The sequence below is a fragment of the Pseudarthrobacter sp. MDT3-1 genome (assembly GCF_054510755.1).
Map to the genome: position 1 here is coordinate 62,777 of NZ_JBTNDX010000015.1, position 18,855 is coordinate 81,631.

General features: G+C 63.6%; 18 protein-coding genes. 12 read left to right on the plus strand and 6 right to left on the minus strand.

Annotation, left to right across the window (positions count from 1 at the left end; genetic code table 11):
- The first annotated feature begins 182 nt into the window (after positions 1 to 182).
- Positions 183 to 968 carry a GOLPH3/VPS74 family protein gene (locus ACX80X_RS13185; protein WP_256473039.1) on the plus strand — a complete coding sequence of 262 codons (786 nt, stop codon included), beginning with the start codon at positions 183 to 185 and terminating at the stop codon, positions 966 to 968.
- Positions 969 to 978: 10 nt separating this feature from the next.
- Here ACX80X_RS13185 and ACX80X_RS13190 read toward each other — a convergent pair whose 3' ends face one another.
- The 4 genes from ACX80X_RS13190 to ACX80X_RS13205 form a co-directional block, all read right to left on the minus strand.
- Positions 979 to 1,887 carry an alpha/beta fold hydrolase gene (locus tag ACX80X_RS13190; RefSeq protein ID WP_459312258.1) on the minus strand — a complete coding sequence of 303 codons (909 nt, stop codon included), beginning with the start codon at positions 1,885 to 1,887 and terminating at the stop codon, positions 979 to 981.
- A 174-nt stretch (positions 1,888 to 2,061) separates the two neighbouring features.
- The gene (locus ACX80X_RS13195; protein ID WP_459312260.1) at positions 2,062 to 3,054 is read right to left on the minus strand and encodes a PDR/VanB family oxidoreductase; all 993 of its coding nucleotides are present in this window, start codon (positions 3,052 to 3,054) and stop codon (positions 2,062 to 2,064) included.
- Positions 3,055 to 3,109: 55 nt separating this feature from the next.
- The gene (locus ACX80X_RS13200) at positions 3,110 to 4,084 is read right to left on the minus strand and encodes an NHL repeat-containing protein (protein WP_459312262.1); all 975 of its coding nucleotides are present in this window, start codon (positions 4,082 to 4,084) and stop codon (positions 3,110 to 3,112) included.
- A complete protein-coding gene (locus ACX80X_RS13205; RefSeq protein ID WP_252600450.1) occupies positions 4,077 to 5,411 on the minus strand; it encodes a cytochrome P450 in 1,335 nt (444 codons plus the stop codon). The genes ACX80X_RS13200 and ACX80X_RS13205 overlap by 8 nt, the downstream gene beginning before the upstream one ends.
- 174 nt (positions 5,412 to 5,585) lie before the next feature.
- Between ACX80X_RS13205 and ACX80X_RS13210 the strand changes: the two genes are divergently transcribed.
- The 5 genes from ACX80X_RS13210 (at position 5,586) to ACX80X_RS13230 (ending at position 10,808) form a co-directional block, all read left to right on the plus strand.
- A complete protein-coding gene (locus tag ACX80X_RS13210; RefSeq protein WP_459312264.1) occupies positions 5,586 to 6,608 on the plus strand; it encodes a LacI family DNA-binding transcriptional regulator in 1,023 nt (340 codons plus the stop codon).
- A gap of 246 nt (positions 6,609 to 6,854) precedes the next feature.
- On the plus strand, positions 6,855 to 7,877 hold the full coding sequence (locus tag ACX80X_RS13215; protein WP_459312266.1) for a substrate-binding domain-containing protein: 1,023 nt from the start codon (positions 6,855 to 6,857) through the stop codon (positions 7,875 to 7,877).
- A gap of 118 nt (positions 7,878 to 7,995) precedes the next feature.
- Positions 7,996 to 9,084, plus strand: a complete 1,089-nt coding sequence (locus ACX80X_RS13220) for an ABC transporter permease (protein WP_459312268.1) — start codon at positions 7,996 to 7,998, stop codon at positions 9,082 to 9,084.
- Entirely contained in the window at positions 9,081 to 9,866 is a 786-nt protein-coding gene (locus ACX80X_RS13225; RefSeq protein ID WP_252600457.1) for an ATP-binding cassette domain-containing protein, read from the plus strand. The genes ACX80X_RS13220 and ACX80X_RS13225 overlap by 4 nt, the downstream gene beginning before the upstream one ends.
- Positions 9,867 to 10,046: 180 nt before the next feature.
- Entirely contained in the window at positions 10,047 to 10,808 is a 762-nt protein-coding gene (locus tag ACX80X_RS13230) for a GntR family transcriptional regulator (RefSeq protein ID WP_459312270.1), read from the plus strand.
- A 232-nt stretch (positions 10,809 to 11,040) separates the two neighbouring features.
- Here ACX80X_RS13230 and ACX80X_RS13235 read toward each other — a convergent pair whose 3' ends face one another.
- Positions 11,041 to 11,367 (minus strand): TOBE domain-containing protein, encoded by a 327-nt coding sequence (locus tag ACX80X_RS13235; RefSeq protein WP_459309606.1) that lies wholly within the window; start codon positions 11,365 to 11,367, stop codon positions 11,041 to 11,043.
- Between the two features lie 78 nt (positions 11,368 to 11,445).
- Positions 11,446 to 12,456, minus strand: coding sequence for a LacI family DNA-binding transcriptional regulator (locus tag ACX80X_RS13240; protein WP_459312292.1), 1,011 nt, complete (start codon positions 12,454 to 12,456; stop codon positions 11,446 to 11,448).
- 362 nt (positions 12,457 to 12,818) lie between these two features.
- Between ACX80X_RS13240 and ACX80X_RS13245 the strand changes: the two genes are divergently transcribed.
- The 6 genes from ACX80X_RS13245 (at position 12,819) to ACX80X_RS13270 (ending at position 18,853) form a co-directional block, all read left to right on the plus strand.
- Complete coding sequence (locus ACX80X_RS13245; RefSeq protein WP_252610989.1) at positions 12,819 to 13,523, plus strand: nucleoside/nucleotide kinase family protein; 705 nt, start codon at positions 12,819 to 12,821, stop codon at positions 13,521 to 13,523.
- A 98-nt stretch (positions 13,524 to 13,621) separates the two neighbouring features.
- A complete protein-coding gene (locus tag ACX80X_RS13250) occupies positions 13,622 to 14,386 on the plus strand; it encodes an ATP-binding cassette domain-containing protein (RefSeq protein WP_252600461.1) in 765 nt (254 codons plus the stop codon).
- Positions 14,383 to 15,468, plus strand: a complete 1,086-nt coding sequence (locus ACX80X_RS13255) for an ABC transporter permease (protein WP_252600462.1) — start codon at positions 14,383 to 14,385, stop codon at positions 15,466 to 15,468. Before ACX80X_RS13250 ends, ACX80X_RS13255 begins: the two co-directional genes overlap by 4 nt.
- A gap of 45 nt (positions 15,469 to 15,513) precedes the next feature.
- Entirely contained in the window at positions 15,514 to 16,494 is a 981-nt protein-coding gene (locus tag ACX80X_RS13260; RefSeq protein ID WP_252575940.1) for an ABC transporter substrate-binding protein, read from the plus strand.
- A gap of 86 nt (positions 16,495 to 16,580) precedes the next feature.
- Positions 16,581 to 18,080, plus strand: coding sequence for a mannitol dehydrogenase family protein (locus ACX80X_RS13265; protein ID WP_459312272.1), 1,500 nt, complete (start codon positions 16,581 to 16,583; stop codon positions 18,078 to 18,080).
- A complete protein-coding gene (locus ACX80X_RS13270; RefSeq protein WP_252575942.1) occupies positions 18,077 to 18,853 on the plus strand; it encodes an SDR family oxidoreductase in 777 nt (258 codons plus the stop codon). Before ACX80X_RS13265 ends, ACX80X_RS13270 begins: the two co-directional genes overlap by 4 nt.
- Positions 18,854 to 18,855: the final 2 nt, after the last annotated feature.

Genomic DNA, 18,855 nt, shown 5'->3' on the forward strand with positions numbered 1-18,855 from the left:
CAGGAACTCGGCCGTGATGTACGGGCCCAAGGGCCTGCGCTTCAATGCAGTGGACCCCGGCCCCACCATCACCAACATCAACGGGGCCATCCTTGCGTCCGACGGCAGGAGGTCCCGCCGTCGTCCGCTCGCCTTTGTAAATCCTCATTGTGGTGGGCGCCCAACAGGGCCACCATGTTCGTATGGACGCTGAAACACCGAAGGCGGCGGAGCTGAACCTTCCCCAGGCCTTCCTCCTTCTGGCAACGAACGACATGAACGGCAAACCTGAAGTGCCGGTGTTCGCACTCAGGACCACTGTGGCAGGGGCAATATTGGCCGAGCTGGACCTGATCGGTGCGATCGAGCTGCAGGGGAAGCGCATCAGGGCCACCGGCGACGCCCCGGCAACGGACTTCCAGCGCGAGCTGGAAGTCATCCGTGGCAAATCCCGGCCCCACACTCCCAAGGGGTGGGTAGGCATGCTGGAGGGCCGCGCCGTAGTGCAGCGTGTCTACGAGGGCATGGCGTCACTGGGCATCGTAGAACATGTCGGCGAAAAGCACCTGGGCCGGTTCCGGGCCGTGCGGTACCCGGAGAAGGACCACGCTCCGGAGTCGGCGCTCCTGGAAAAGATCCAGGCCGCCCTCAGCGGCCCGCCGTCCGAACTTGAGCCGCCGGATACCATGGCGACCGATGCCGGCTCTGATGCGGGGACCAGTGATGCGGGGACGGCTGACGCAGGGACGCCCGATTCCACGAAGCCTGGTGCCGGGGCCCCTGCTGCCAAGCCTGATTCCAAGGCGCCCGATGCGAGGACCATAGTGCTGATCGCCCTGCTCCAGGCGGCCGGAATGCTCGGCAAGCTCTTCCCGGCGGCAGATCTGACCCGGGCAACTGAGCTGTCGAAGGACTATTGGCCGTCCCGCGCGGTGGAGGACGAACTTCGTATGATCAGGCTGGCGGAGCAAGAAGCCGCAAACCTGTGATTCAACGCCTTCACAGTGACCACAGGCCCTCGAGCAGTTGCTGCACGTGCTCCGGCTGCTCGACGTTGGCGAAGTGGCCGCAGCGCGGGATCGTCACAGTCCGGACGTTCGGAATTGTGGCGGCCAGCCGGTCAAGGTCGGAAAGAGACGTGAACACATCAGTGTCCCCGCGGGTCGCCAGCACGGGGCAGCGGATGCCGCGCCACTGGTCAAAGTCGTAGTGCGCCACTGCCCGGGCAGCCGCGGAGAAGCTGGCCGGACGGGCGCCACGGCCGAGCCCGCGGATCACCCCCTCGGACATGCCTGCGGGATCGGCGAACAGCGGTGCCGTCAACGGTCCCATCACGGGGGTTGCGCCGACTGCACGGACCAGGGCCGGCCCTGCCGGACCCAGGGCCGCCAGTGAGCGCATGAGCAGCCTCATGCCGACGAACGCCGGGAATCGGGACAGACTGAGCAGCGGCTTGCGGGCGGCCTCGGACACGCCGAATGTCGTGGCCGAAATGGCGGCGACGCTCGCGGTCCGTTCCGGCCATGCCGCGGCAATATGCAACGCCAGGAAGCCTCCCATGGAGTGGCCCACGAGGTGCCATTGCGGGTAGCCTAGCAAGGCCAGCACCTCAGTGACGGCGCGTGCCATCGCCTCGATGCCGAAGTGTTCCAGCCTGGCTCCCTTGGTGGATTCGCCCCAGCCCGGCAGATCAATCAGGACACGATCGCGGGGCGAAGCGTCGGAAAGCAGCGGCTCAAAAGTGGTCCAGGATCCCGCGGCGCCGTGAAGATACACCTCCGCTGTGCCGGACGCCGGGGACCCGCCGGTGCCCTGCTGGACACGCACCGTGCACGAGCCCAGCCCGGTTGGAATGATGTGCCGCCGCAGCGTGGCCGCCCACGTCGCGGATTCCTGCCGAACGCTCATGCCCGCCTTCCTCTGGTGATCTCTAACGCTGTTGATCTCTACAAAGGATTCGGAGCCGTGGCGTTACTGGACCGGACCGGACGTGCAGAGCACAGCTGCCTGGTGAGGCACCAAACTGAAACGGACGACGGCGGGAGGTCCCGTCGTCGTCCGCGTAACTGGGCGGCAGGAAGGTTAGAGGTCCAGCACCAGAACGGGGCATGTGGCGCGGGAGACGCAGACCATCATGCAGCTGTTCTCGGCTTTTTCTTCGTGGGTGAGGACGGAGTCGCGGTGGTCGATGGTTCCCTCGATGACCGTGGTTTCGCAGGTGCCGCAGGTCCCTTCGCCGCAGGAGGAAAGGATGCGCGTGCCGGCTTCTTCGAGAACACGCAGGACGGATTTATCCGCAGGGACGGTCAGCCGTACGCCGCTCGTTGCCAGTTCGATTTCGAACGCCACATCGTGCGCGGTGTCCACTTTCTTTGCCGTGAACCGTTCCAGGTGCAGGGACCCGGAGGGCCATTTCTCGGCACAGATTGCCTCGACGGCGGCCAGGAGCGGTTCCGGACCGCAGGTGTAGACGGCTGTGTGGCTGTCCGGGGAGCCCAGGGCCGTGGGCAGATCGATGATCCCCTTCTGGTCCTGGGGCCACAAGGTGGTTCGGGTGCTGTGGGCGGTTAGCTCATCCCTGAAGGCCATGGAGGAAAGTGTCCGGCCTCCGTAGACGAGTGTCCAGGGCTTCCCCTGCTGCTGTACTTCACGGATCATCGCGGCAATGGGCGTGATTCCGATACCACCGGCGACGAACAGGTAGCTGGGGGCATCGACCAGCCGGAAGTGGTTCCGCGGACCGCGGACAGTCACCGAATCGCCGGCAGCCAGCGATTCGTGAACGAACTGCGAGCCGCCGCGGCTGTTGGGCGCATTGAGGACACCAACGACGTAGCTGCTCCGATCTGCCGGATCGCCGCAGAGGGAGTACTGCCGCGTCAGGCCGTTGGAAAGAACCAGGTCGATATGGGCGCCGGGTCGCCACGGCGGAAGGTCTTCGCCGTCCTGGTGCTGGAGGGTGAGGAGTACGACGTCGTCGGCTGCGTGTGTCTTCGACGCGACGCGGGCAACGAAATGGGCCTCTTCGAGGGTGAGGTCCGAAATCGGCCCGGAGATGGTCTCTGTTGTGCTCATGGTCCTGCTCTCAATCTGAAAGTCGTCGCGTGGGATGGGTGCGGGGAAGTGTGTTCTAGTACTGCGTGAGTGACAGGCGGCTGAGCCGCCCGCCGATGAACCACTCGGTGACGTAGAGCCAGTGACCGTCAGCAGCGATTCCGTGGGGGCTGTTGAAGAACCCGGGGTCCACAACCGGTCCGTCCAGGCCCCCGGGAGCGCGGCGGTTGGGCCAGGCATCGTCCTCGTTCGACCGGGGCCGGGCCCGCTCCAGAACGCGGGTGAATGCATCGCCGTCGAACCTCGCGACTCCGCCGAAGAGTTCGGTGACGTAGATCCGGTCCCCGACGAGAACGAGCGAGGACGGGCTGTCCAGGACTCCTTCGCCCAGGATCCGCGACTGCTTTCCGTTCGGGTCCATGACCACGATCCGGCGGTTGGTGCGGTCCGCCACGTAGATTTCGAGGTGCCCGTGGTCAGTCCGCAGCATTATCCCGTGCGGGCAGGCGAAGGCGGTGCCCGTTTCTGCGCCGTTCCGCGTTCCGAGGTAGTGGCCCGAGGCGTCGAAATGGTGCACCAGGCTGGCGCCGTACCCGTCGGCTACCCAGATGTCACCGCTGCCGGTGTATCGGGAGTCGTCGACGGCGATCGACGTCGGGCGCCACGACTCGAGTGCATAGTGCAGCAGTGGAGGGCATTCCAGTTCGAGGAGGACGCTTCCGTCCCCGTTCAGGATCACTGCGCGCCCGGGCGAGAAATGATCGGCGTAGGCCGACGTGTCGGCGGGATCCTCGACGAAGCGGTGCCCGGGGTCGGCCACGGCGATGACTTCCTCGCCGTCGCGTTCGCAGGTGCAAATGCTGTGCATTTCGGTCAGGGACGTTGGTATGGTTTCGGAGCGACCTGAAGGATCGACGACCAACAGGTCGCGGCCTTCCGGGTGGGCGCAGAGGACTCTGCCGTCGCTGAGGACTGCGACACCGGAGTGCATCCAGCCGCGTGACTGTGGCAGCAGGCCGGAGAGGTTCTCCCAGCCGTTGACCTCAGTCAACGAACTTCACCGGAAGCTTTGCGAAGCCGCGGACCATTTGCTTGGCCCAGCGCTCCGGCAACCCGACGACGCGGATCTCAGGGCCTTCGAGGAGAGTCTCCACGAGGACGCGTCCGGCCAGCCGGGCCAGGGGTGCGCCCAGGCAGGCGTGGATACCGTCGCCGAAGGTCATGATGCGGTTCTCCGGCGTCAACTCGCGGCTGATATCAAAGAAGTCCGGGTTCTGGAAGACCCTTTCGTCCCGGTTGGCGGAGCCCAGCAGGAACATCACCCGGGAGTCCGCCGGTATGGTCACGCCGGCGATGGTGATCTCGGCGGTGGTCTGCCGGCAGAGGTTCTGGCCGGGGGTGTCAAAGCGGAGTGTCTCCTCCACAAAGGCTGGAATGTCCGCCGGGTCCTCCGCAAGGCAGCGCTGGAAAGCCGGGAACTTGTCGAGGGTGGCCACGAGGTTGGTGAGGAGGGCGGCGGGGGCGTCGATAGCTGCCGACAGGATCAGATGGGCGAGGCCCACCTGTTCATCCGGCTCCACCTTCCCGGTGTGCATGCCGAGGATGATTTGGGTGATGGCATCCGACCCTGTGGCGGTGCCGCCGGCTTCGACCTCTTCGCTCCGCTTCCCAAACACTTCCGCGATGTGCTCTTCGGCTTCCTGGTTGGAGACGGCGGCGTCATCCGGCACTCCGAACTCGCCCACCGTCCGCACCATGGAGCGCAGCAGATGTTCCTGCAGCATTCCGCTGTCCTCGACGGCCATGCCCATCATTTTCGTCGCCGCACCGATAGCCAACGGAAGCGCCACCTCAGTGGCAAAATCACCGCCGCCGTTCTCGCGGAGTTCCGTGATCAGGTGGCGGGCGAGTTCCCTGATGCCGTCTTCCTTGGACAGTATCTCGCGTCCGATAAAGACGCGGCGGACGGCTGACCGCAGTGAGGTGTGCCGGGGAGCGTCCACCATGATCAGGTTGCCCGCCCCGTAGGAAGCATGGGTACCGTCCATGTCATTGCCCAGGGCGCTGGAGAGCTGCCCGTGGTTTCGCAGGCCTGCCTGGACATCGGTGTAACGCGAGACGACGTAGAGGTCGCGGCGCTCGTTGTAGTAGACCGGCGCCTTGTCCCGCAGGATTTTGTACAGCTCATAGGGATGGTCATACGCGGCGTAGGAGAGCGGATCGTAGAAGACGCCGGGATCTGTCTCCAGAGCGGGATTCGGGCCAATCCCGGGCGCCGCGACAGGGTCCGGCCTGAGTGATTCTTCGCCGGCGAGTGCGGCGCCGCTGAAAGGGCATTGCTGGATGTCGGTGGTGTTCGGATCAGTGGCTAACGACATTGGTAGGCCCTGCTTTCGTGGGGTTTGCCTGGATGAGGGAACGAGGCCTCAGCCGTGTGAGGAAGGGGATCTGAGCGCGATTTCCTAAAGACTAGCACGTGCCAGTTTTTCGTCAAGGGATGTCCTGACAAACCCGGCGGAGGGCCATCAACCCTCCGCGTATAGGATGTCCAAGTGATCTCTAAACGGCCGACCATGATGGACGTCGCCACTCGCGTCGGCGTTTCACGGCAGCTTGTGGGGCTCGCCTTCCGCAATGAGGCCGGCGTCAGTTCCTCGACGCGGGAACGCATCTTTGAGGCGGCTTCCGAGCTCGGATACAGCCCTGACATCGCAGCGCGGTCACTTCGCCGGCGGAGCAGCAACTACATCGGCGTGCTCTTCAACCCCGCCCACTCATCCGCGGACGACATTGTGGAAGCCCTCTATGCGGCGGCCCACGCGCGTGGCTACAACCTGATTCTCGGCGCCTTGACGGCGACGCGGGACGAGCGGGATGCCATCACGGAACTGCTCGGGTTCCGCACTGAGTCCGTCATCCTGATTTCGCCGGAAACGCCTGTGAACGAGCTGCGGAAACTGGCAAAGCGGCTGCCGGTGGTCAGCATCGGCAGACCCCTGCCGCAGGGTGTCTGCAGTGCTGTCCGGTCAGACGGGCAGCGGGGGATCGCGGCGGCCGTGGACCATTTGGTGGAACTCGGGCACCGGGATATTGCCTACGTGCTGACGCGGTCACTTCCTGAATTCGCTGCCCGCCACCAGGGATACGTGACGGCCATGGACAGGCACGGACTGCCCTCGCGGGTCCGGGAGATCGGCGGGGACTTCACCGAGGAATCCGGCGCCAGTGCCGCCGAGTCGCTTCTCGCGGAGCCGGTCATGCCCACCGCGGTGGTCTGCTCCAACGACCACGCTGCCATGGGCCTGATCCATAGGCTTCTGCGTGCCGGATTGCGGGTGCCCGAGGATGTTTCGGTCACGGGCTACGATGACAGCCGCATCGCCAGGCTGTCGTTCCTTGACCTGACGAGCGTCCGCCAGGATCCCGCGGAAATGAGCACGGCAGCCGTTGAGGCCGCCGTTCAGATGATGTCAGACCAGGAGTCGGCGCCCCAGGAACGCATGATCGTTCCCACGCTGGTCATCAGGGGAAGTACGGGCCAGCCCCGGTCAGAGGCGCAGCTGCACCCCAGGTAGGCCGGCGCTGCCGCCGACGTCCCGGCGCAGCGTTTCCCGCGGAAGTTGCATGCCCGCATCCGCAATCCACGCCGTGTGCCCCGCGTCACAAAACTGGCACGAGACAGGACTTTTTCAAAAAGCCTTGCACGTGCCAGGGATTAGGCGTAAGAATGTCCTGACAATAAGTCGAAGATCGGCCGCTCCCACCGGACACCAGTTCCGGATGGAGGCAGGCTTCGGCACCTATGAGAGGGACACGACGAAGTGAAACCTATTTCTACCTTCAAGCGGGGACTCGGCGTAATTGCCATGGCGGGCGTGGCTACGCTGGCGCTGGCAGGCTGCACCGCAACGTCCAATGCATCATCAACCACCGGCCTGGCCGACAAGTTCGGCAGCCGCGCCGAAAACCGCAGTGTGTACTTCCTGACCTACTACAACCCTGCCGGCGACGCATTCTGGGCCCAGATCCTCAAGGGCGCGGAAGACGCCTCCACTCTCGGTGGCCTGCAGCTGACGCACCAGACCGCCGATGCCGATCCGGACAAAATGGTGGACCTCGTGGCAACAGCCACCGCGTCCAAGCCCGCCGTCATCGTGATGCCGTTCAACGAAGGCGAGAAGTGGGTCAAGGTGGCGTGTGACGCCTCGAAGGCAGGCATCAAGGTTGTTGCCTACAACGTGCCGGCACCCGAGAGTGCCGCCGACTGCGTCAGCGGTTTCGTCGGTCAGGACTTCTTTGAAGTCGGCACGCTCGTTGGCGAGCGTCTCGCTGCGGAGGCCAAGCTGGGCGCCGGTGACAAGGTCCTCTTCCCAGCCGAAGAGCCCGAGCAGAACTACGCCATCCAGCGGGGCGGCGGCGTGCAGAAAGCGCTCGACGAGGTGGGTGCGAAGGGCGAGTACCTCCGGACCTCCGCTTCCGATGAGGAAGCACTGAACTCCCTCACCTCGTGGCTCATCGCCAACAAGGACGTCAAGGCAGTGGCCCCCCTGGGAGGCACCCCGCACCGCAACATCCTTGCTGCCATGGAGGCAGCCGGCGTGAAGGTTCCTATCGTCGGCTTTGACACCTCCCCCCAGGTCATCGACGGCATCAAGGCCGGGGACATCATCGCCACGGCCGACCAGCAGGGCTTCGTCCAGGGATTCCAGTCGCTGATGCAGAGCGCCCTTGCCATCGACTTCGGCCTGGCACCGGCGAACATCAACTCCGGCGGCGTCTCCCTCATCGACAAGACAAACGTGGGAAACCTCGAAGCGCCGGACCTCCAGGGCGTCCGCTGGTAACTGCGTCATAAGGGGGACGGAGCGGCGGCCACGCCCCCGCTCCGTCCCCCGTCCGGGCCTCAGTGCCCACCTCTTCCATTCCGCGGCACCGACGCCGCTGTCATCGAAAGATCAGGTCATGTCACCACAAGACACAGGCACCGGCCAACACGTCCTCACGGCGCCGTTGGAAACGGGGGCCATCACCAAAGTCCGCCGTCTTGCCGATAACCAACCCGTCACAACAGCCGAGAAATTCAAGGACTACATCCGCTACACCCGTGGCCGTGGAGCCCTCGAAATCGGCGCGATCCTGGCGGTCGTCATCATCGGCTTCGTCATCGCCAGCATCGCCAGCCCCGCCTTCCCATTCCTGTCGGCCAACAACCTCTCGGGCGTCATCTCCCAGAGCATTCCGGTATTGGCCATCCTGGCCATCGGAGTCGGCATCCTGATGATCGCCGGAGAATTCGACCTCTCCCTGGGCGCGAGCATCGGGTTCTCTTCCATCACGTTCATTCACGTCTCCAACTCGTTCGGCTGGGGCTGGGGGGTCCTGGCCGCAATCGCCGCGGCCACCGGTATTGCCCTGATCAACGGACTGATCGTGGTAATCACCGGCATCCCGTCCTTCATCGCCACTCTTGGCATGGCGTTCTTCTGGACCGGGGCCAGCATCTTCATCAACGGCACGGCACCGGCGCTGCTGCGCAAGGGCAAAGACGAAGCACTCGTCACCCTCTTCGCCGGCGATTTCGGCTTCTTCCGCTCGCAGCTGGTCTGGATGATCGTGGTCGGAGTAGTGGCGTGGTTCTTCCTGCACCGCCACAAGCTCGGCAACCACATCTTCGCCGTCGGCGGCAACGCATCGGCCGCGAGGGCCATCTCCATCAACCCGCTCAAGGTCAAGCTCCTCTCCTACGCCCTGTTCGGAGCGATGGTGGGCCTGGCCAGCATCCTGATCTCGGTCCGGACCTCCTCCATGCAGCCCGGTTCCACGGAGGATTACACCCTGATGGCCATTGCCGCTGCCGTGGTAGGCGGAACCTCCCTCCTCGGAGGCCGGGGCACCATCATCGGCATGATCGTCGGCGCCGCCCTGATCCGCATCATCGAAAACGGCCTGATCCTGGGCAAGGCGCCCGGCTTCTACATCCAGCTCTTCGTCGGCCTGATCATCGTGGTCGCCGCCATCTTCAACAAGCTCATGGAAGGCAAAGCATCATGACCATCAACGAGGACTACCTGCTCCGGATTGAGGGCATCACCAAGAAGTACGGCGTCAACACCGTCCTGGACGATGTTTCTTTCGACATCGGAAAAGGCGAGGTTGTGGGCCTCCTTGGTGACAACGGTGCCGGTAAGTCGACACTGGTCAAGATCATGTCAGGCGTGGTCGCGGCCACCGCAGGCGACTTCTCCTGGGACGGCACCAAGCACCCGCACGTGAACAGGGCCCTGACCGAGAGCCTGGGCATCGAAACGATCTTCCAGGACTCGGCGCTGGTCCCGCAGATGTCCATTAGCCGCAACATCTTTATGGGCCGCGAGATCACGAACCGCCTAGGTCTGATGAAGATCAAGGAGATGGATGCCATCACCTCCGAAATCCTGGACTCCGTGGTGACCATTGAAGGCATCAAGAGCTCCAAGCAGCTTGTCTCGTCGCTGTCCGGAGGTCAGGCGCAAGCGGTGGCCATTGCCCGGGCCGTCCACTTCAAGCGCAGCCTCCTGATCCTTGATGAGCCTACGTCTGCGCTCGCGGTGCGCGCCACGGAAGCATTGCTGGACTACCTGCGGGCACTGAAGGCCGACGGAGTCAGCTCCGTACTGGTCACCCACAACCTCCACCACGCCTTCGAAGTCTGCGATCGGCACATCGTCATGAACCACGGGCGCAAGATCCTCGACGTTCGCCGCGAAGACACGAGCGTCGAAGAACTGACTGCCGCCGTCGTCGAAGGTGAACTTGGCATCCGCCGATACCGTGAGAACGCCACCGCGGCCTGACCCGACAATCCGGTGATGACGGGACCCGGCACCCGCCTCGGAAGAGTTTCCCCGGCGACGGCCTTGCCCATGGGGCGGCAGGGCCGTCGAGTCGAGCAGACGTCACGGTTTCTCATCGTCAACGGACGTCCGCCGGCTTCCTGCCCCCACCCGTTCGCAACGTCATTCCGGAGGACCACAATGCTGCAGGATCACATCGTCTTGCCCGAGGACCTTTTCGTGGATGTCGACCGCGCAGGTCCCGTTCCCCTCTACTCCCAGGTCTCGTCCTGCATTGAGCAAGCAATTCTCACCGGCCGCCTGCCCGCCGGTGCACGCCTGGAGAACGAGATGGTTCTGGGGCGACGGCTGGGCCTCTCACGGCCAACTATCCGCCACGCGATCCAGGAGCTCGTCGACAAAGGACTCCTGGTGAAAAGCCGGGGAATCGGCACCCAGGTTGTCCACGGCCAGCTCACCCGGGATGTGGCACTGTCCAGCCTCTTTGAAGACCTGTCCAGGATTGGCAAGCGCCCGAGTTCCAGCGTTCTGACGCACGAGCTCATAACAGCCCCTCCACAAGTTGCCGAAGCCCTCGGCACCGGACCTGGCGCCAGGGTCTTGCACCTGCGCAGGATACGTCTCGCAGACGGCGTCCCGTTCGCCATCCTCGAGAACTACCTGCCGGAAAGGTTTGCCGCCTTGTCGCACGGACAGTTGGAGCAAGGCGGCCTCTACCGGCTGATGCGAGCCCGCGGCGCAACCATGCGGGTGGCCAAGCAGAACATCGGCGCCCGCACAGCCGAGCCAGACGAGGAGCGGCTCCTTGAAATGCCTCCCGGAGCTCCCGTCCTTACCGTCAACCGCCGGGTCTACGACAGCCTCGGGAAGGCTGTCGACATCGGCCGCCATTCCTACCGCCCGGACCTGTACTCATTCGACATCACGCTGGTCGACAAGTAGGCGGCCGGCCGGCTCTGCAGGTCAATGACACCAACGCAAGCGGACGACGGCGGGAAGTCCCGCCGTCGTCCGCTTCTTGCCGGTAGCGGGTACTGCCTAGAGTGCGCCCTGTTGGGAAGTTCCGGCGGGGATCGGCACCAGGCGGACGACCTCCACGGGTTCCGCCAGGAGTCCCTCGAGCGAAGCGTTGAGCCGCTTCCTTGTTGCTGAGATGGGACAAAGGTGTCGCGGGTCAGCCACGCACTGGCAGCAACCCAGCGGCCGAGACCTGGTCGGATGATGCCAGGTTCGCGCCGGTCTCGCTGTCGAAGTAGCTGGCCATTCTGGCCTCGAGGGCTATGGTGCAGGGATCTCCGGCCATCAGGCGTGCTTGTCCCGTCTGGCGGATCCAGATGAGGTCGTCCTGGTTGAGTTCCAACATTTTCAGGCCGAGGGCAGGGTCCGGCTGGACTCCGATCAGGGTGTCCGCGCCGAGGTATTCGATGCGCCGGACGGTACCGGCCAGACCCGGGCCGCCGACGTCGGCCGAGACCGTGAGGTGCTCCGGTCGCAGGCCCACTCAAAGGTGCTTGTGCGTCCATTGGCTGCTGATTTCCGGTGCGGGAAAGATTCGGTGGGGGAGTGGAACCTCGAGGCGTCACACTGCGACTGAGGATGCCAGCACCGCGCCTGCTGGCTGGCACGACTGGCGTTCGATCAGCCTGACGGGAATGACGTTTTTGCGCCGGAACCTCTTGTCGGGCGTCGCGATTCGGGCGAGGATGCGCTCGGCAGCAATCCGTCCGACCTGACGAGGGTTCTGGTCGATGACTGACACCGAGGGTTGGAGGACATCCGCCATGGGAAAGTCGCCAAAACTGATGAGCGCAATGTCGCTTCTTTTCAAAGCCTGAAGGGCCGGGAAAACGCCCGTTGAGAACCGCGCGTTGGAGGAGAAGATAGCCGTAGGCGCATCGCTCAGTGCCAGCAGGGTCTTGCAGACCTGGGCGGCAGCGTCCGCGTCGCGCGACCCAAGCACAATCAGATCCTCGTCGATCTCCAAACCGGCATCGTCAAGGGCGGCACGATAGCCTTCCAGGCGCAGCCTAGTGGTGGGGACGTCCGGTGAGTCTCCGACGATGGCGATGCGGCGGTGGCCGTGGGAAATGAGGTGCTGCGTCGCTTCGAAGGCGCCGCCGAAATCGTCTTCGACGAAGTAGTCGGCGTTGAGCTTGGTGGGTACGCGGTCAATGAAGACGATGGGGAAGCTGTCCTGCCACCGTGCGAGGTAGGACTGATCGGCTGCGATCGGGGCGATAATGAGGCCGTCGATCTGGCGGCGGACCGTCGCTTCAATGATGCTTTGCTCCAGGGACGGGTTATCCCCGAGGCTGGTCACGACGATGGCCATGTCGTGTTCGCGTGCCGCCAGCTCAATCCCCTTCGTGACGGCAGCGAAGAAAGGATCGGCGACGTCAGGCACAGCGATGCCAATGACGGCGGATTTGCCCTCGCGGAAGGTGCGCGCGAGCATGTTCGGCACGTACTTGAGTTCGCGCATTGCCGACTGAACGCGCTGCCGCGTGTCTTCCGTGACGTGCGGGTCGTCGTTAAAAACCCGGGAAACCGTCTTGGCACTCACCCCGGCGCGTGTGGCCACATCCTGCATCGTAGTCACGGTTCGGCTCCTTCATTGTTCGCTGGGCACACCCTACAGGCTGGGCTGTTCGAAAGCGGGAACACCTCCACTGCTAAAGATGTCATCGGTGACAATCCGCCGCCCACCCCATCCTGCCCGATGTCCGCAGTAACTTCAAGCAACTCATGTCATCGATGACATGAGTTTTTCGGTTTTCCTTGACATCGATGACATGGGGCATCTAAGTTTCTGTAAGGCAGGTCACAGCGAGTTCCTCGAAGCCGAGGGTTAGAGTCACTCGATCCAGACCTGCGAGCTTGATTCAAGGCAGCGCTTCAAGGGTGTAGCAGCAGAGCTTCTTCACCGTGGCATGACCAACGGAGGAGACAGTGATGAACACTGCTGAAGTTCGACCCCAGGTTTCCCAGCAGGAAGCCGAGCATCTGACGTGCACCTTGGATGAGCTGGTAGAGCGGGCCCGTACCCTCGCTGTCAGCGGAAGCCGGCGCATCCTGGGCATTGCGGGAGCGCCGGGTGCAGGAAAGTCCACTGTGGCGCAGGCTATCGCCGATGCCTTGGATGGCCAGGCTGCCCGGGTCGGAATGGATGCTTTCCACCTGGCTAACGGAGTTCTTGCTGCGCGTGGCTCGACGGACCGCAAGGGCGCTCCGGACACGTTTGACCCTTGGGGATATGCCAACCTGCTGCGCCGGCTCAAGGCGAACGGCGAGCCGGTTGTTTATGCCCCGATGTTCGATCGCAGCCTGGAGGAATCGATCGGCTGCGCGATCCCGGTGGCCCGCGAGGTTCCCCTGGTCATTACCGAAGGGAATTATCTTCTCCTGGACGCCGAAGGCTGGCGGGAGAGCCGGGCGCAGATCGACGAGGTCTGGTTCCTGGACCTAAGCGACGACGAGCGGCAGCTGCGGCTGCTCCGGCGCCACGAAGCCTTCGGAAAGCCGCCCGCGGAAGCAGAAGCGTGGGTACTTGGCAGCGACCAAAGGAATGCCGCGGTCGTTGCTGCTACCCGGGAACGCGCCGATTTGATCATCGACCTGAGCTATTCCCACAGCCGTGAGACCTTCACGAAGGCCTGAATGAAGAGGAAGACAGAAGTGACAGCACAACGAAGTGTCTCCGGCTGCAGGGCCGGGGCCGCCGCATTCGTCCCGTACCAGCTGACAGGTGTTACACCATGACAACAATCCCCGTTTTGGAAGCCCGCGGCCTCACCCGCAGCTTTGGCAATGTACGCGCCCTCGACTGCGTCGACTTCGATGTCAACGCAGGCGAAGTGGTTGCCCTCATAGGTGACAACGGCGCCGGAAAATCGACCCTCGTAAAGGCACTGTCGGGAAACCTTGCTTTGGACTCCGGCAAGATCCTGTTTGCCGGCGGCGAGGTTGAACTGACTTCCCCGAGCCATGCCAGCAGCCTGGGCATCGAAACCGTCTATCAGGACCTTGCCCTGGCACCACACCTGAACGCAGCCCAAAACATGTTCCTGGGCCGCGAAATCCCCAAGCCCGGCTTTCAAGGGCGGCTCGGATTCATGGACAACAGGACAATGCGTGCCAAGTCACGGGAAGCCTTCGATGAACTCGGAGCTACGGTTCGAAGCCTGTCCGACCCAGTCGGCAGCATGTCGGGAGGCCAGAAGCAGGCGATCGCCATTGCACGTGCTGTTGCCTGGGCCAAGGGTGTCATCTTCCTGGACGAACCGACAGCCGCGCTGGGAGTCGTACAGACAAAAAACGTGCTCGAGACGATCCGGCGTGTCCGTGACAAAGGTGTGGGCGTCGTGTTCATCAGCCACTCGATGCCGCACGTCATCGATGTTGCCGACCGAGTCCAGGTACTCCGGCTCGGACGCCGGGTGGCCACCTACGAGGCGAAGAAAACGACTGTGGAAGAACTAGTCGGTGCAATGACCGGCGCACTTGATGGAGCACACTCATGACCACAACCGAAGCCGTACCCCGGACAGCCGGGACGGCACCCGAGATTTCACGCGCACACACCCTCCGACAAGTTCTCCACGTTCAATCGTTCCAGATCCTGCTTGTTCTGATGGTCATCTTCCTGGCCTTCACAGCGCTGGCGCCGGACGTGTTTCCGACCTGGGGCAACGTCCGCCAGATCATCCAGAACGTCTCCATCCTGGGTGTCCTGGGTATCGGCATGACCTTCGTCATTGTCACCTCGGGCATCGACCTGTCCGTTGGATCCAACCTTGTCTTCTCCGGAGTCGTGGCGGCAAAAGTGATGCAGGCCATGGGCGATTCTGGATGGGGAACTGCCATTGTCGGTATCCTCGTCGCCGTCGGATGCGGGCTCGGTTGGGGTCTTCTCAACGGTGTTCTCATCGCGAAAGCCAAGGTGCCGCCGCTGATTGTCACCCTGGGAACACTTGGCGGCGCCTTGGGGCTGGCGCAGGTCATCACAGGCGGCGTGGACATCCGCGAAGTCCCTGCGGTTCTCCAGGACACCATCGGATACGGCAACGTTCCGGGAACCACCTGGCCGACAATTTCCCTGATCGCGATGGTCCTGATCCTGATCTTCGGGACCGTACTCCACCGGACCAGATTCGGCCTCTACACCTTCGCCGTTGGCTCCAATGAGGAATCCGCCCGCCGGGTTGGCGTGAAAGTGGATCGCCAACTGATTTCCATTTACGCACTCTCCGGTGGCCTCGCCGGCGTGGCAGGCATCCTGTCGCTGTCCCAGTACGGCACGACCGCTATCGCCGGTCAGTCAGCGACAAACCTTAACGTAATCGCCGCCGTCGTGATCGGTGGAACGTCACTCTTCGGCGGTGTCGGCACCATCTTCGGAACCGTCATTGGCCTCTTCATCCCCGCGGTACTCCAAAACGGCTTCGTCATCGTCGGCATTCAGCCGTTCTGGCAGCAGGTGGCAGTCGGCGCCGTTCTCGTCCTCGCCGTCTATGTCGATCAGCGCCGCCGGGCGGCGGCAGCCCGAGGGCAGTCCGCCAAGCCTGACGGCAAAAAGAAGCTGTACGGCCGACGCTCCAACTGATTTTCCCCCCGCATCAACCTATCCAAGCGAACTAGGAGCTACACAATGAAGTTGACCCCTAAAGCCACCCTGCTCGCGGCTGCTCTCCTCGCCGCAACGTCCCTCACGGCCTGTGCCGGCGGAAGCGCCTCGGCCGGGAGCTCAGCCGGAGACCAGCCCAAGCTCACCTTCATCCAAGGTGTGGCCGGTGACGAGTTCTACGTCAGCATGCAATGCGGCATCGACGCCGCTGCCAAGGCAGCCGGCGCAACGATCAACACGCAGGGGCCGGCCAAGTTCGACCCGACCCTTCAAAAGCCCATTGTCGATTCTGTTGTGGCATCCCAGCCGGATGCCATCCTGATCGCGCCAACGGACGTGGCCGCAATGCAGGCACCCTTGAAGGCTGCTGCGGCCGCGGGCATCAAGGTCATCCTGGTTGACACCACGGTGCAGGACCCCTCATTCGCCGCGTCTGCGATCGCCTCGGACAACAAGGGCGGTGGCCTTGAGGCCTTCAAGGCAATCAAAAACCTTAGCCCCAACGGGGGCAAAGTCCTCGTAATTTCCACCGACCCCGGAGTCTCAACAGCCGATGCCCGTGTTGCGGGCTTCGAAGAGGGCGCCAAAGCCGACTCAACCTTCCAGTACCTGGGCGTGCAGTACAGCCACAACGATCCGGCTGAAGCCGCCAGACTCGTTTCCGCTGCGTTGGCCAAGGACCCGGACATTGTCGGAGTCTTCGCGGCCAACACCTTCGCGGCAGAGGGAACAGCCACAGGCATCCGCCAGGCCGGCAAACAGAATCAGGTGAAGATCGTCGGCTTCGATGCCGGGCCGGCACAGGTCAAGCAGCTCAAGGAGGGCATCGTCCAGGCCCTGATCGCACAGGAACCGGCATCAATCGGCACCCAGGGTGTGGAGCAGGCCCTCAAGGCCATCAAGGGCGAGCCCACAGAGAAGGAGATCCAGACCGGGTTCAAGCAGATCACCGCGGACAACATCAGCGGTGACGGCGCGAAGTATGTCTACAAGTCCTCCTGCTAACAGCGAGCGTTCCGGTGCCGTTGTCCGCCCACTCGCAAGCTGGCAACGGCACCATCCCACCTCTCCCGACCAAAGAGAAGAACGACATGACGTCCCTGAATGAAGCGGCCCTTCCAGAAACGGCAGGCCTGCTACCCATCCCCTCGTATCAGCGCCGCGCGGTGCGGACCGGGATTGTTCACTTCGGCGTCGGCGGATTCCACCGATCGCACCAGGCAATGTTCATCGACCGCCTCCTGAACCTGGGCGGCTCCCAGGACTGGGGAATCTGCGGCGTCGGAGTGCTCGCCTCGGATGCCCGCATGCGCGATGTCCTCGAAGACCAGGATGGCCTGTACACGCTGGTGTTGAAGGGAGCGGATGGCACCGAAGACGCCAGAATCATCGGTTCTATCACCGAGTACTTGTATGCCCCCGACGACCCGGCAGCGGTGATCCGCAAACTCTCAGATCCTGCAACGCGCATAGTCTCCCTGTCCATTACCGAGGGCGGCTACAGCATCAGCGACGGCACGGGTGAATTCGATCCCCGTACGCCGGACATTCTCCACGACCTGACGCAGAACGCCGTTCCACGCTCCGCGTTTGGCCTGATCACCTCAGCCTTGGCGCACCGCCGTGACCAGGGCACGGCCCCGTTCACCGTCATGTCGTGCGACAACATTCAGGGGAATGGCAACGTCGCCGGCAAAGCGCTCGTGTCCTTCGCCCGACTCAAGGATCCCGAACTGGCCGGCTGGATCGCCGACACCGTAGCCTTTCCCAACTCCATGGTCGATCGCATCACCCCCGTCACCACCGACCATGACCGGGCCGCGGTGACCGAAGCTTACGGATTCTCAGACGCATGGCCGGTCGTTGCCGAGCCATTTGAACAATGGGTTCTCGAGGACAAGTTCACCGCCGGGCGTCCGCCTTTGGAAGACGTCGGTGTGCAGATCGTGGACGACGTCGAGCCCTATGAACTCATGAAACTTCGGCTGCTCAACGCGAGCCACCAGGTCATGAGCTATCTCGGCTACCTCGCCGGATATCGGTTCGTCCATGAGGTCTGCGCCGATCCGCTGTTCGCCGAGTTCATCAGCGGATTTATGGAACGCGAGGCGACACCCACCCTGCGACCCGTGCCCGGAATCGATCTGCAAGCGTACCGGAACGAACTCATCCACCGCTTCGCCAACCCCGCCATTCGTGACACCCTCGCCCGCCAAATGGTCGACGCATCCGAACGGATCCCCAAATTCGTGCTTCCGGTGGTGCGTGAACAGCTTGAACTCGGAGGCCCAATAGACCGGGCTGTACTCGTGATCGCCGCCTGGGCGCGGTTCCTGGAAAGCACGGACGAAGATGGCGAACCGGTAGCCATCACCGACCGGCGCCTGGACGAACTCCGCGCGGCTGCCCGTGCGGACCAGATAGAGCCGGGTGCCTTCCTCAACCTGACCGAAATATTTGGCGACCTGGGCCGGAACGCCCGCTTCGCCGCCGCGTACCGGCAGGCCCGCAAAGCCCTGGAACGCTCCGGGGCGCGAACCGCCGTTCAGGACCTGACCGAACTCTTGATGCCTACAAGGAGTACTTCATGACCGACTCACCCACAGCCAGCACGGCAGTCGAAGCCCGATCTGCAACAACCGACTTCAACGGCCGCTCCATCCTGGTCACCGGAGCCAGCGGCGGCATCGGGGCCGCCACCGTCCGGCAACTCACCGCCGCGGGGGCGAAGGTCACCGCCAGCGCCCGCACGCTCGAGTCCTTGGCGCCGCTCTGCGATGAAACTGGCGCCCAGCCCTTGGCATTCGACCTGACCTCCGAGGAAAGCATCAGAGACGCCCTCGAGGGCCTGGACCTGTGGGGCGTCGTGAACTGCGGCGGCTTCGGCGGCGAAATCGCCACACCGCAGGACACCGACATCGACGTCTTCGACAAGGTCATCAGCATCAACGCCCGTGGGGCCCTCCTGGTCATCAAACATGCGGTGCCCTCCATGATCCGCCAGGGCAATGGCGGTGCAATCGTCAACGTCTCCAGCCAGGCCAGCATGGTCGCACTTCATGGCCACATCTCCTACGGCTCCTCCAAAGCCGCCCTGGACAACATCACCCGGGTGTCGGCCCTGGAACTTGGCAAGCACAACATCCGCGTCAACAGCGTCAACCCGACAGTGGTCATGACCGACATGTCCAACTTCTACTGGGGGCGACCCGACGTCGGCGGCCCCTTCCTTGAGCAAATGCCACTCGGACGATGGGCCACCGTCGACGACGTGGCCGGCCCCATTGTCTTCCTGCTCAGTGACGCCGCCGCCATGATCACCGGTGCTTCCCTCCCGATCGACGGCGGCTACACCAGCCGCTGACC